Origin of the sequence: Nocardioides sp. BP30 (assembly GCF_029873215.1) — a bacterium.
In the GTDB taxonomy this organism is placed as follows: domain Bacteria; phylum Actinomycetota; class Actinomycetes; order Propionibacteriales; family Nocardioidaceae; genus Nocardioides.
In genome coordinates, this window is sequence record NZ_CP123620.1 from 3,983,311 (window position 1) to 3,996,479 (window position 13,169).

Sequence of the window (13,169 nt, forward strand, 5' to 3'; positions counted from 1 at the left end):
CCAAGACACCGGGCCACGCTGGGACTGGCCCACGCCTTTCGTTTTTCCTTGCACCGACCCCGAACACCAAGTCGCGCTGGAGGCCCGACTCAACCCGGACGCAGGCCCGACTCAACCCGGACGCAGGCCCGACTCAACCCGGACGCAGGCCCGACTCAACGAGAACCCTCACCCACGCGCCACCACGGCCGATAGGCCCACCGGTACCAGGACGGTGCCACCCCTGTGGTGCCACGGACGGCACGAGCCAGATCGCCTCGAGAGGCACCTGATTGTGAAGTCCTACGCCAAGCTCGGCGTGCCCATCGGCATCGTGCTGATCGTGGTCATGCTGGTCGTGCCGCTTCCGGCCGCGGCGCTGGACCTGCTGATCGCCGCCAACATCACCGGTGCGCTGCTCGTGCTGCTCACCACGATGTTCATCACCCGCGCGCTCGACTTCGCATCCTTCCCCTCGGTCATCTTGGTGATGACCCTGTTCCGGCTCGCGCTCAACGTCTCCGCCACCCGGCTCGTGCTGCTGCACGGGTACGCCGGGAAGGTCATCGACACGTTCGGCCACTTCGTCGTCGGTGGCTCGCTCATCGTCGGCCTCATCGTCTTCGCGATCCTGCTGATCATCCAGTTCGTGGTGATCACCAAGGGCGCGGGCCGCGTCGCCGAGGTCGGTGCCCGCTTCACCCTCGACGCCATGCCCGGCAAGCAGATGTCGATCGACGCCGACCTGAACTCCGGCCTGATCGACGATGAGGAGGCCAAGCAGCGCCGCGCCGAGGTGCACGCCGAGGCCGACTTCCACGGCGCCATGGACGGTGCGTCCAAGTTCGTCCAGGGTGACGCGGTCGCCGCCATCATCATCACGCTGGTCAACCTGCTGGGCGGGTTCGCGATCGGCATGGTGCAGAACCACCTCAGCTTCAGCGAGGCGATCAACACCTACTCGCTGCTCTCTATCGGTGACGGCCTGGTCTCGCAGATCCCGGCCCTGCTGCTCTCGGTGGCCACCGGTCTGATCGTCACCCGCGCCGCGGGCAACGAGGACATGGGCTCGGACATCCTGCGCCAGCTCGGCGCACGCCGTACGCCGCTGCGCGTCGCGGGCTTCGCCGCCCTCGCCATCTGCATCATTCCCGGGCTGCCCAAGATCCCGTTCATCATCGCCGGTGGGGCCCTGCTGCTGGCCTCCACCCGGGTGCAGGAGGCGCCGGCGGCCGCCGCGCTCGACCCGCTGCTGGACGCGCCGCCGCCGAAGAACCCGGACGCCCCCGAGCAGCTCGCCGCGGACATCCTGGTCGACCCGCTCGGCCTCGAGCTCTCCGCCGACCTCATCGATCTCGTCGACCCCGCCGCCGGCGGCGACCTGCTCGACCGGGTCAAGGCGCTGCGCCGCAAGATCGCCACCGACCTGGGCATCGTCATCCCGCCGGTGCGCACCCGCGACAACCTCGACCTGCCGCTGCGCTTCTACGCGATCACGCTGTTCGGCGTCGAGGTGGCCCGCGGCGAGGCGCCGCGGGGCTGCGTCCTCGCGATCGGCGACTTCCTCGGCTCGCTGCCGGGTCAGGCCACCCGCGAGCCGGTCTTCGGCCTGGATGCGAAGTGGATCCCGGCCGAACTGCGCCACCAGGCCGAGATGGGCGGGGCGACGGTCGTCGACCGGGCCTCGGTCGTCACCACCCACCTCTCCGAGGTGGTCACCGCCCACGCCGGTCGCCTGCTCGGCCGCGAGGACGTCCGCCTGCTCACCGACGTGGTCAAGCGCACGCATCCGGTCGTGATCGAGGAGCTCACACCCGCCCAGCTCTCGCTCGGCGAGATCCAGCGGGTGCTGCGGGCACTCCTCGAGGAGAACGTCTCGGTCCGCGACCTGGTGCGCATCTTCGAGGCGCTCTCGCTGCGCGCACCGGTCTCGAAGGATCTCGACGGGCTAGTCGAGGCTGCGCGCGCCGCGCTCGGCCCGGCGATCGTCGCGCCGTACCTCACCGACGGCGCGGTCTCCGCGATCAGTCTCGAGCCGATGCTCGAGCAGGGAATGCTCGAGGCGCTGCGGGCGACCGAGCAGGGAGCGGTGCTCGCGCTCGATCCCGATACCGCCCAGAACGTCCTGACCCGCGCAGCCCAGCTCGTCCAGGTCGGGGAGGACAACAACGTCCGGGCGGTGCTGGTCTGCGCGCCGCAGCTGCGCGCCGCCGTACGCCGTCTCATGGCTCCGGCGCTGCCGCGCCTCCCGATCCTGTCCTACACCGAGATCAGCGGCGCCTCGAGCGTCCACTCGATCGGCGTCGTCGCCGGTAGCCGCGTCGACGGCGGAGCCAATCTCTCGGTGGTGGGTGCGTGACGACGATGCCACTGCCGAGCGTCAACCATGCCGCGCCGTCGACGGCGGGCCTCACCCCCGAGGTCGTCACCGTCAGCGCGCTGCTCAGCATGCCGGCCGTCTGGACGGCTCTCGTCGAGCGCGCCCTTCCGGCCGGCGTGCTCCTGGAGCGCTTCCTGATCGTGCTGCTGACCTGCGCTCTGCTCGCCGAGCTCGTCCGACGGCTGGGCGAGGGCGGGGCGCTCGGCGCCGTGCCGACGCTCGCCGACGGCGCCAGTGCCGCCGCCCCGGCCTCCAGCCGGGCGACCACCATGCGCGCTGCCGGGTACGGCACGAGCACCGCCGACGACGACTTCGGCAACGGCTTCGCGGAGTACGACGCACCCAGTGCTGCGGAGTCACCGCTGGCGCTCGACGCGCCCTTCGGCGGCGACCCGGAGACACCCGGCGGGTTCGACTCCGGGCTGAACACCGGGCTGAATGCCGGGCTCGACGCCGGGCTCGCGGACTTCGGCAGTCTCGACGACCTCGGCGACCTGGCCCCGCTGGACCTCGACGCCGATCCGTTCGCCGACCCGGTCTGAGCTTCGCAGGGCCGGACCCGGCAACGGCCGGGTCACTGTCCGGTCGGGACGATCCAGTCCAGGCGGGTGCCGCAGATCCGCAGCAACCCGCCCAGCCGCTCCGCGCGGGTGCGCAGGTTGGCCAGCCCACTGCCGAGCACGCCGCTCTCCCCCGGCGGGATGCCGACGCCGTTGTCGCGGACGCGCAGCATCGTCCACGCCGGCGAGACGTGCAGCTCCACGTCTGCGGCGCTCGCTCCGGCGTGCTTGACGATGTTCGACAGCGCCTCGCGCAGTGTCGCCAGGACGTGGTCGCCGAGGTCCCCCTCCAGCAGCGCTTCGACGGGGCCGCTGTGCTGCAGCTGCGGCCGGAAGCCCAGACCGGCGGCGTACTCCTCCACCAGCGCCTCCACCTGACCCAGCATGGTGGCGCGTCGCGGGCGACGCAGACCGTAGATGGTGACCCGCAGGTCCTTCATGGTGGTGTCGAGGTCACGGATCGCCGCGGTGACGCCGGCGCCCGCCTCCTCGCCGAGCGTACGGCGCAGCGCCTGCAGCTGCAGCCCGGTCGCGAACAGCTGCTGGATCACGGTGTCGTGCAGGTCGCGCGCGATCCGATCGCGCTCGGCGCTGACAGCAGCCTCAGCGGCCCCGGCGTGCTGGTACTCCAGGGCGTTGCCGATCGCCTGACCCGCGGCGGCCACCAGCCGGCCGAGCATCAGCTCGTCGCAGGAGTCGAAGTCGCTGCCGTCGGCGCGTGCGGCCAGGTGCAGGCGCGCGTACGGCACGCGCCCGACCAGCACGGTGGTGATCAGACCGGCGCGTCCGGCGCTCAGCGGCTCGGCGGAAGCGCTCTCGCCGTACAGGATCGCGCGCTCGCCCGAGATCGCCGCCATGCCGTGCGGCGCGCCGGTCAGGACGCAGGCGGCCTCGAGCGTCCTGCGCAGCACGCCGTCGAGCTCCAGGTCGGCGGAGACAGCCAGGAGCGCCTCGATCAGGAGCTCGACCGGCGCGGAGAACCTCGCCGAGGGGTCGGCAGCATCACCCGGCGAGCCGGGCTGCGGCGCGCGGTGGCGCCCTTCCGCTGCGGTGACCACGAGGGACCATGGTAGTGACCGTCCCGGGTCTCCACACCCGCTTCGCCCGGGCTGGGGGTCGGCGATTCCGTGGTCCGATCGGGCCGGTCCTCCGACGGCCCTCGGCCCCGTTCCTGGCCGCGGCGACCTACGCTGGAGACATGTGCCGCAACATCCGACCCCTGCACAACTTCGAGCCGCCCGCCTCCTCCGACGAGGTGAGCGCCGCCGCCCTGCAGTACGTCCGCAAGGTGAGCGGCACGGTGCGGCCCTCGCAGGCCAACCAGGAGGCGTTCGACCGGGCCGTGGCGACGATCGCGCACGCCACCCAGCACCTTCTCGACGACCTCGTCACGCACGCACCCAAGCGCGACCGCGAGGTCGAGGCTGCCAAGGCGAAGGCGCGCGCCGCCACCCGGTACGCACGGTGACGCACCCCGAGCCGACCCGGGAGACCGACAGCGGGCAGGCGCTGGCCCTGCTGGCCGGCCGCCCGCTGGTGGCCCTGACGGGTGCCGGTCTCTCCACCGACTCCGGCATCCCCGACTACCGCGGCCCGAACGCGCCGGCGCGGATGCCGATGACGTACGGCGAGTTCGTCTCCGGCCCGACCGCGCAGCAGCGGTACTGGGCACGCTCGGCCCTCGGCTGGTCCCGGATGAAGGTCGCCGAGCCCAACGCGGGCCATCGTGCCCTGGCGGCGATCGATCCCGAGCTGCTCATCACCCAGAACGTCGACGGTCTGCACGAGGCCGCCGGCAGTCGCAACGTGGTGGCGCTGCACGGCCGCATCTCCCAGGTCGTCTGCCTCTCCTGCGGCACGATCAGCCAGCGCGCCGACCTGCAGCGCCGGCTGGAGGAGCTCAATCCGGGCTGGGCCGAGCGGCACGCCGAGGTGACCGTGCGGCCGGACGGCGACGTCGACCTGGAGGACACCGACGGCTTCGTGGTGCCGGCCTGCGAGGTGTGTGGCGGCGTCCTGAAGCCGGATGTCGTCTTCTTCGGTGAGAACGTCCCCCGCCAGCGGGTCGAGCGGTGCATGGCAGCGGTGGACGCGCTCGCCGAGCAGGACGGTGCGCTGCTGGTGGCCGGCAGCAGCCTGACGGTCATGAGCGGGCTGCGGTTCGTGCGGCGCGCGGCCAAGGCGGGTACACCGGTCGTGATCGTCAACCGTGGCGTCACCCGCGGCGACCCGCTGGCGACGTACCGGGTCGACACCGGCACCAGCGAGTTCCTCACCGCTCTGGCGAGGCGCCGGGCTCAGACCGACGAGGAGACGGGCTCTCAGGTCCTGTCGATGTGACGCAACATGCCGCGCAGCTCGCCCAGCAGGTCGACGACCTCGTGCAGGCCGGCGTTCTCAGGCTCCAGGTCGACGTCGGTCATCCGCTGGGCGGCGAGGTCGAGCGGTAGTCGCGACCCGATCTTGAGGTGGTACTGCGGGTCGGCGCCGTCACCGCCCACCGCGATCACGGTCGCGCCGTGGAACTCGCCGTCCTGGTCGGTGACGACCAGCTCGTCCCCGACGTCGAGGGGCTGGGAGAGGCCGGTGCGCGTGTGCGGAAGCACGACGCGACCCGGACTCACCAGGTCCGCCATGGTGAGGCGGACGTGCACCAGCTCCAACGGATGCCCCTCTATCTACCTGCTGTCCACCGCGAGGCCGGTGGCGATGTATGTAGCCCTCGCTACATCCTCTTGACGAAGATGTGATCGGCAGCCTCGGGCACGATCTCTGCACTCTCGCCACCCGAACCCACGAGAATGCCCTCCGACGTGGCGACGACGGTGACGGTGTGGTCGGGGATGGCGCCGACGCGACGCAGTGCCGACATCAGGGTCTCGTCCTTCTGCATCTCCTCGGAGATGCGCCGGACGAGCACGGTGCCCTTCTCGTCGGCCGCGACCTTGGAGAGAGGCTCGACGTCGGACATGAACTCCTCGCCGATCGCGACGGAGCCGAGCTCGTCCAGCCCCGGGATCGGATTCCCGTACGGCGAGGAGGTCGGGCTGCCGAGCAGCTCCAGGAGGCGCTTCTCGACGTTCTCGGACATCACGTGCTCCCAGCGACACGCCTCCTCGTGCACGAGCTCCCAGTCCAGACCGATCACGTCGGTCAGCAGGCGCTCGGCGAGCCGGTGCTTGCGCATCACCCGGATCGCGAGCCGGTTGCCCTCGGAGGTCAGCTGCAGGTGGCGGTCACCCTCGACGGTCAGCAGGCCGTCGCGCTCCATCCGGGCGACCGTCTGCGAGACGGTGGGGCCGGACTGGTGCAGTCGCTCGGCGATCCGGGCACGCAGGGGCACGATGCCCTCCTCCACCAACTCGTAGATGGTGCGCAGGTACATCTCCGTGGTGTCGATCAGATCGCTCACAGCACCATCCTACGGTGATTCACCGACAGCTTCGTCCGGCCGGCGACCCGCGGTCGACCGGCCGGACGAGCTGCTCCCACGAACCTCAGGTGAGATCGCCGTTGAACCGCCCGAGCTGGTCGGCGAAGCTCCGCAGCTCCTCGGCCGACCATCCCTCCAGCCGGCGCTGCCAGTTGAGCTGCTGCTGGACGTGGGCCCTGTCGAGCACCTCCCGCGCCCGGGCACTCGCCGAGACGAGCTGGGCCCGGCCGTCGTCGGGATCGGCGGTCCGCTCCGCCAGGCCCAGGTCGAGGAGATGCTGGATCTGGCGACTGATAGCGCCCTTGTCGATGTCGAACTGACAGGCCAGGGCGCTGCCGCGGGTCGGTCCGTTCTCGATCAGGAAGACGAGGATGTGGTAGGAGGACGGCTGCAGCTGCGGGTGCACCTCGGCAGCCCGCTCGGCGATCATCGTCTTGAACCGACGACCCAGCACCCGCATCTGCGCCGCGATCTCCTCAAACGCGTCGGCGCGCTCGGTCACTTGGCACCCTCCAGGGCGCCACCGACCTGCAGCTCCGCGGCCAGGTCCAGGGCGACCTCCGGCTCCTCGATCTTGTCGAGCGTGGTGCGCAGCCGGGTCTCACGGATGAACAGCACCGCGATCAGGGCCACCACCGTGCACGGCACCGCGAACAGGAAGATGTGACCGGTGGCGCCGCCGAAGGCGACCTCGTAGAGGTTGCGCAGCGGGGCCGGCAGGCTGGAGAGCGCCGGCACGTCGCCGCCACCGAGCGCCTTGGCCTGCTGCAGGGTGACCTGGCCGGTCCGGACCAGCGGGGCGATGCCGTCGGCGACCTGGGCCGCGACCCGGTGGGAGAGCACCGCGCCGAAGGCGCTGACGCCGATCGCGCCGCCGAGGGTCCGGAAGAACGCCACCACGGAGCTGGCCGCGCCGATGTTGGCCTGGTCGACGTTGTTCTGCACCGAGAGCACCAGGTTCTGCTGGGTCGCGCCGAGACCGCCGCCGAGGATGAACATGAAGAGCCCGATCAGCCACAGCGGCGTGCTGTGGTCCATGGTCGCCAGGAGCGCCGTACCGACGACGACAGCGAGCATGCCCCAGGACAGCCAGACCTTCCAGCGACCGGTCGAGCTGATCATCCGGCCCGAGATGATGCTGGTGCCCATCAGGCCGGCGACCATCGACAGCGACATCAGGCCGGCGTTGGTCGGGCTCATGCCGCGCGAGTCCTGGAAGTACTCGGAGAGGAAGGTGGTCGCTGTCAGCAGGGCCACGCCCACGAAGATGGCGGCGATGGTCGCCAGCGCGATCGTGCGGTCCTTGAACAGCTGCAGCGGGATGATCGGCTGGGCGGCGACCTTGCCCTCGACCAGTGCGGCCAGGGCGAGGACGATCAGACCGCCGGCGACCATGTAGACGGTGGTGGCCGAGGCCCAGGCGAACTGCTGGCCACCGAGCGAGACCCAGATGAGCAGGATGCTGACGCCGCCCATGAGCAGGGTCGCGCCGAGGAAGTCGATCTTGACCTCCTGCTTGACCGTCGGCAGGTGCAGCTTCGCCTGCAGCACGATCAGCGAGAGGATCGCGAACGGCAGGCTGACGTAGAAACAGCCGCGCCAGCCGAGCGTGCTGTCCACGATGACGCCGCCGACGAGCGGGCCGAGCAGGGTGGCCAGGCCGTAGGTCGCGCCGATGTAACCGGAGTAGCGCCCACGCTCACGCGGGGAGACCATCGAGCCGATGATGATCTGGATCAGGGCCATGACGCCGCCGACACCGAGACCGGTGATGACGCGCGCTCCGATCAGCCAGGTCATCGACTGCGCCAGGCCCGCGAGAGCGGAGCCGGACACGTAGACGACCAGCGAGATCTGCATCAGCAGCTTCTTGCTGAACTGGTCGGCGAGCTTGCCCCAGATCGGGGTCGTCGCCGTCATCGCCAGCATGGTGGCGACGAGTACCCAGGTGTAGCCGGTCTGGGTGCCGTGCAGGTCGGAGACGATGGTCGGCAGCGCGTTGGTCACGACGGTGCTCGACAGGATCGCGACGAACATCGCGATGAGGAGACCCGAGAGTGCCTCGAGGATCTCCTTGTGGGTCATGGGTGCCTGGGCCGGAGCCTGGGCGAGGGTTGCGTCCTGGGACATGCTTCTCGGATCTCGAATCTTTCGTGCGGACGGTGTCTGGTTACGTACCTAGAAGGTTGTTAAGATCAACTATATTCCAAGATGGTTGACCACGACAACTTTGTAGGTGTGTGCACTGCACCACACGTCGAGAAATGAGCGATCCGCAGGCGTGGCCCTTGAAGGACCGCCCCGGGGACGTGGCCGGGCGCCTGCGGATCGGGTGACTGTGGGGTATTCGCCGAACAGTCGACGTCACAAGATGACGGACTGCCTAGCGGACAGCCACCTCACGCGTCCAAGAAGAATTCATTCTTCGGATCACCTCCTTTCCCGTGTACGACGACCGTACGTCGCGACGGCGCCCCGGCCAAGCGATTTTTCGCGGGCGGCCGGGACGCGCCGTCAGGCCACGACCTCCTCGCCGACCGCACCGGCGAACTGCGACCGGTAGAGCCGGGCGTAGGCGCCACCCGCGGCCAGCAGCGACTCGTGATCGCCCTGCTCCACGATCGAACCGTCCTCCATCACCAGGATGAGGTCGGCATCGCGAATGGTGCTCAGCCGGTGGGCGATCACGAAGCTCGTCCGATCGGTGCGCAGCGCGGCCATCGCCTGCTGCAGCAGCAGTTCGGTGCGGGTGTCGACACTGGAGGTGGCCTCGTCCAGGATCAGCAGGTCGGGCTGGGCGAGGAAGGCGCGCGCGATGGTGAGCAGCTGGCGCTCGCCGGCGGACAGCTTGCCGCCGTCGCCCTCGATCATCGTGTCGTAGCCGTCGGGCAGCGAGTGCACGAACCGATCCACGAACGTCGCCCGTGCGGCGGCGAGCATCTCCTCCTCGGTCGCGTCGGGCCGGCCGTAGACGATGTTGTCGCGGATGGTGCCCTCGAAGAGCCACGTGTCCTGCAGCACCATCCCGATCCTGCTGCGCAGGGCGGCGCGCGGCATCGCGGTGATGTCGACGCCGTCCAGCGTGATCCGGCCCCCGCGCAGCTCGTAGAACCGCATGATCAGGTTGACCAGGGTGGTCTTGCCGGCACCGGTCGGGCCGACGATGGCCACCGTCTGCCCCGGGCTGGCCACCAGGGAGAGATCCTCGATCAGCGGCTTGTCCTCGTCGTAGCGGAAGCCGACGTGCTCGAAGCGGACCTCACCGTCCCCGGTGGCGCCCCGAACCGAGGGCTCCCCCACGCCGGACGCGACCTGGATCGCGGACCATGCCGAACCCTCGCCCGGACTACCGGCCACGTCCGGCAGCTGCTCCTCGGCGTCGAGCAGCTCGAAGACCCGCTCGGCGGACGCCACTCCGGACTGCAGCAGATTGGTCATCGAGGCGACGGTGGTCAGCGGCTGGGTGAACTGCCGGGAGTACTGGATGAACGCCTGCAGGTCGCCGACCGTGATGTGACCGCTGGAGACCCGCAGGCCGCCGACGACGGCGACCACGACGAACTGCAGGTTCCCCACGAACATCATCAGCGGCATGATCAGCCCGCTGACGAACTGCGCCTTGAACGACGCCTCGTAGAGCCCCTCGTTCTGCTCCCGGAAGGTCTCCTCCACCTCCTCCTGCCGACCGAAGACGGTGACCAGGTCGTGCCCGGAGAAGGTCTCCTCGATGTGGGCGTTGAGCGCGCCCGTCCGCCGCCACTGGGCGATGAACTGGCCCTGCGAGCGCTTCATGACGTTGCCGGTCACCAGCATCGCGATCGGCACGCACACCAGGGCCACCAGGGCGAGCAGCGGGCTGATCCAGAACATCTGGACCAGCACGAAGACGACCGTCAACAGCGAGGTGAGCAGCTGCGACATCGTCTGCTGCAGGGTCTGGCTGACGTTGTCGATGTCGTTGGTGACCCGGCTTAGGAGCTCGCCGCGCGGCTGCCGGTCGAAGTACTCCAGCGGCAGCCGGTTGACCTTGTCCTCGACGTCGGCGCGCAGCTGCCAGACGGTGCGCTGCACCACGCCGTTGAGCAGCCATCCCTGGGAGGCCGACAGCAGGCTGCCGAGGACGTAGACGGCGAAGACCAGCTCGAGCTTGTGCGCCAGCGCGGTGAAGTCGATGCCGGGGCCGCCGGCACGCATGCTGACCCAGCCGGCGACGATCACATTCGTGGCGTGGCCGAGCAGCCGCGGACCCAGCGACATCAGGAAGACCGAGACGATCGCCAGCGCGAGCACACCGAGGACGGCGTTGCGCTGCGGGGTGAGGCGGCGGACGAGGCGGCGCGACGACGAGGTGAAGTCGTGCGCCTTCTGGCCGACCATGCCCCCGCCCATCGGGCCCGGTCCGTGCTGCCGCACCACCCGCTCGGTGACCTGCAGCTGCCCCTTGGGCGTGCCTGTCCTCGAGCCGGTCGAGGGATTCTGCTCGCTCATCAGGCCGCCTCCTCGGCGCTCAGCTGGGAGGAGACGATCTCCTGGTAGGTCTCGCACGTGGCCAGCAGCTCGTGGTGGGTCCCGCGACCGACCACCCGGCCGTCCTCCAGGACCAGGATCAGGTCGGCGTCGCGGATGGTGGAGACCCGCTGGGCCACGATCACCACCGTCGCGTCGCGCGTCTCCGGCTCCAGCGCCGCCCGCAGGCGGGCGTCCGTGGCCAGGTCGAGGGCGCTGAAGGAGTCGTCGAACAGGTAGATCTCGGGTCGGCGCACCAGCGCCCGCGCGATCGCGAGCCGCTGGCGTTGACCGCCGGAGAAGTTCGTACCGCCCTGGACGACCGGGGCATCCAGCCCACTGCGGCCGTCCTCGCCGAGCTCCTCCACGAAGGCGCGCGCCTGGGCCACCTCGAGGGCGTGCCACAGCTCGTCCTCGCTTGCGTCCGGCTTGCCGTGCAGCAGGTTGGAGCGGATCGTGCCGGTGAACAGGAACGCGCGCTGCGGCACCAGGCCCAGCCGGCTGTGCAGCGTGCCCGGGTCGAGCAGCCGAACGTCGACGCCGTCGACCATCACCCGGCCGGCGGTCGTGTCGAAGAGCCGTGGCACCAGGTTGAGCAGGGTGGACTTGCCCGCACCTGTCGAGCCGATCACCGCAACCGTCTGCCCGGCGCGCGCCTGGAAGCCCACGTCGGAGAGCACCGGCGCCTCGGCGCCCGGGTAGGTGAAGGACACATTCTCCAGGTCGAGCCGCCCACGGCCGTGCACCTCGGTGACGCCGTCGGTCGGCGGCACCACCGACGAGACGGTGTCGAGCACCTCGGCGATCCGGTCGGCACAGACGGCCGATCGCGGGATCTGCATCAGCATGAACGTCCCCATCATGACCGACATCAGGATCTGCATGAGGTAGGACAGGAACGCCGTCAGCGGGCCCACCTGCATGCCGTCGGCGACCCGGTGGCCGCCGAACCACATCACCGCGACGCTGGCGCCGTTGATGATCAGCATCACCAGCGGGAACATCATCGCCAGCCAGCGACCGGCGGCGAGCGAGACCGAGGTCAGCCCGTCGTTGGCCTCAGCGAAGCGCGCCGTCTCCAGCGGCTCCCGCACGAAGGCGCGCACCACCCGGATGCCGGTGATCTGCTCGCGCAGCACCCGGTTGACACCGTCGATGCGGACCTGGACCTGACGGAAGTTGGGCACCATCCGGCTGACCACCAGACCGACGGCGAGGAAGAGCACCGGTACGACGACGGCCAGCAGCCAGGACAGCTCCAGATCCTGGCGCATCGCCATCAGCACGCCGCCGATCATCATGATCGGGACGGTCACGGCCATGGTGCAGGTCATCAGGCCCAGCATCTGCACCTGCTGCACGTCGTTGGTGTTGCGGGTGATCAGCGAGGGCGCGCCGAAGCCGCTGACCTCGCGACCGCTGAAGCCGCCGACCCGGTGGAACAGGTCGCGACGCAGGTCCCGGCCGAACGCCATCGCCGTACGGGCGCCGAAGTAGACCGCCCCGATGGAGCAGGAGATCTGGAGCAGCGAGACCAGGAGCATCACGCCGCCGAGGCGCAGGATGTAGCCGTTGTCGTTGACCAGCACGCCGTTGTCGATGATGTCGGCGTTGATGCTCGGCAGCAGCAGCGCCATCACGGTGCTGACGAACTGCAGCACCACGACACCGGTCAGCCAGCGCCGGTAGGGGCGCAGGTAGGTGCGCAGGATGCGAAGCAGCATCAGGCGGTCTCCCTCTTCAGGACGCCGTGGAGCACGACGCCGACGATCTCCTCGGGGCTGAGCAGGTCCTGCTCGGCGATGTCGCGGTGGCTCGCCGAGAAGGTGAGCAGGCGGAGCAGGTGCAGGAGTCTGCCCGGCGGCACCGACAGCCTCTCCGCGTCCGGCTCCACCAGCGCGAGCATGCGGCTCACCAGCACCTCTCGGGCGGCGAGGTGCTCCTCGCGGTGGTGGTCATGGTCGGTCGGCGGCGCGACCATGCCGCAGGCCCGCATCAGACCGAAGACGGCCAGCAGGCGCTGCTGCAGGATGCTCACCATCTTCACCAGGCGCTGCTCCAGCGGCCATGCCGGGTCCACGTCGTCGAGCCGCGCCAGGACCTGGCCCGGCTCGAACGCCCGGGCGATCGCCGCGTCGACCAGCGCGTCCTTGGAGTCGAAGACTCGGAAGATCGTGCCCTCGGCGACCCCTGCCGCCTCGGCGATGAGCTTGGTGGTGACGTTGCGCCCGTGCTGGTAGAGCAGGGGCACGGTGGCCCGGACGAGCGCTTCGCGGCGTTCCTCGGGCGTCATCGGGGCAGCACGGACCAT

General features: G+C 70.0%; 12 protein-coding genes. 4 read left to right on the forward strand and 8 right to left on the reverse strand.

All coding sequences use genetic code 11. From position 1 onward, the window contains the following. Nucleotides 1–274 precede the first annotated feature (274 nt). Both flhA and P5P86_RS18725 read left to right on the forward strand, forming a co-directional pair. Nucleotides 275–2,338 (forward strand): flagellar biosynthesis protein FlhA, encoded by a 2,064-nt coding sequence (gene flhA / locus P5P86_RS18720; RefSeq protein ID WP_280608960.1) that lies wholly within the window; start codon nucleotides 275–277, stop codon nucleotides 2,336–2,338. Then, the gene (locus tag P5P86_RS18725; RefSeq protein ID WP_280608961.1) at nucleotides 2,335–2,901 is read left to right on the forward strand and encodes a hypothetical protein; all 567 of its coding nucleotides are present in this window, start codon (nucleotides 2,335–2,337) and stop codon (nucleotides 2,899–2,901) included. The genes flhA and P5P86_RS18725 overlap by 4 nt, the downstream gene beginning before the upstream one ends. Before the next feature lie 32 nt (nucleotides 2,902–2,933). Here the strand turns inward: P5P86_RS18725 and P5P86_RS18730 are convergent, their stop codons facing one another. Next, nucleotides 2,934–3,977 (reverse strand): sensor histidine kinase, encoded by a 1,044-nt coding sequence (locus tag P5P86_RS18730; protein ID WP_280608962.1) that lies wholly within the window; start codon nucleotides 3,975–3,977, stop codon nucleotides 2,934–2,936. A gap of 140 nt (nucleotides 3,978–4,117) precedes the next feature. On the opposite strand from P5P86_RS18730, the gene P5P86_RS18735 reads away from it, so the two are divergent. Both P5P86_RS18735 and P5P86_RS18740 read left to right on the forward strand, forming a co-directional pair. Then, entirely contained in the window at nucleotides 4,118–4,387 is a 270-nt protein-coding gene (locus P5P86_RS18735; protein ID WP_280608963.1) for a DUF2277 domain-containing protein, read from the forward strand. After that, a complete protein-coding gene (locus P5P86_RS18740; RefSeq protein WP_280608964.1) occupies nucleotides 4,384–5,259 on the forward strand; it encodes an NAD-dependent protein deacetylase in 876 nt (291 codons plus the stop codon). Before P5P86_RS18735 ends, P5P86_RS18740 begins: the two co-directional genes overlap by 4 nt. Here P5P86_RS18740 and P5P86_RS18745 read toward each other — a convergent pair. The 7 genes from P5P86_RS18745 to P5P86_RS18775 form a co-directional block, all read right to left on the reverse strand. Beyond that, nucleotides 5,241–5,582, reverse strand: a complete 342-nt coding sequence (locus tag P5P86_RS18745) for a hypothetical protein (RefSeq protein ID WP_280608965.1) — start codon at nucleotides 5,580–5,582, stop codon at nucleotides 5,241–5,243. The genes P5P86_RS18740 and P5P86_RS18745 overlap by 19 nt on opposite strands. Nucleotides 5,583–5,644: 62 nt before the next feature. Then, nucleotides 5,645–6,331 (reverse strand): iron-dependent transcriptional repressor DtxR, encoded by a 687-nt coding sequence (locus P5P86_RS18750; RefSeq protein WP_280608966.1) that lies wholly within the window; start codon nucleotides 6,329–6,331, stop codon nucleotides 5,645–5,647. A gap of 85 nt (nucleotides 6,332–6,416) precedes the next feature. After that, nucleotides 6,417–6,854, reverse strand: coding sequence for a MarR family winged helix-turn-helix transcriptional regulator (locus P5P86_RS18755; protein ID WP_280608967.1), 438 nt, complete (start codon nucleotides 6,852–6,854; stop codon nucleotides 6,417–6,419). After that, nucleotides 6,851–8,482, reverse strand: a complete 1,632-nt coding sequence (locus P5P86_RS18760) for an MDR family MFS transporter (protein ID WP_280608968.1) — start codon at nucleotides 8,480–8,482, stop codon at nucleotides 6,851–6,853. The genes P5P86_RS18755 and P5P86_RS18760 overlap by 4 nt, the downstream gene beginning before the upstream one ends. 384 nt (nucleotides 8,483–8,866) lie before the next feature. Continuing rightward, nucleotides 8,867–10,840 (reverse strand): ABC transporter ATP-binding protein, encoded by a 1,974-nt coding sequence (locus P5P86_RS18765; protein WP_280608970.1) that lies wholly within the window; start codon nucleotides 10,838–10,840, stop codon nucleotides 8,867–8,869. Then, the gene (locus tag P5P86_RS18770; protein WP_280608971.1) at nucleotides 10,840–12,582 is read right to left on the reverse strand and encodes an ABC transporter ATP-binding protein; all 1,743 of its coding nucleotides are present in this window, start codon (nucleotides 12,580–12,582) and stop codon (nucleotides 10,840–10,842) included. Before P5P86_RS18770 ends, P5P86_RS18765 begins: the two co-directional genes overlap by 1 nt. Then, complete coding sequence (locus P5P86_RS18775; protein ID WP_280608972.1) at nucleotides 12,582–13,169, reverse strand: TetR/AcrR family transcriptional regulator; 588 nt, start codon at nucleotides 13,167–13,169, stop codon at nucleotides 12,582–12,584. The genes P5P86_RS18770 and P5P86_RS18775 overlap by 1 nt, the downstream gene beginning before the upstream one ends.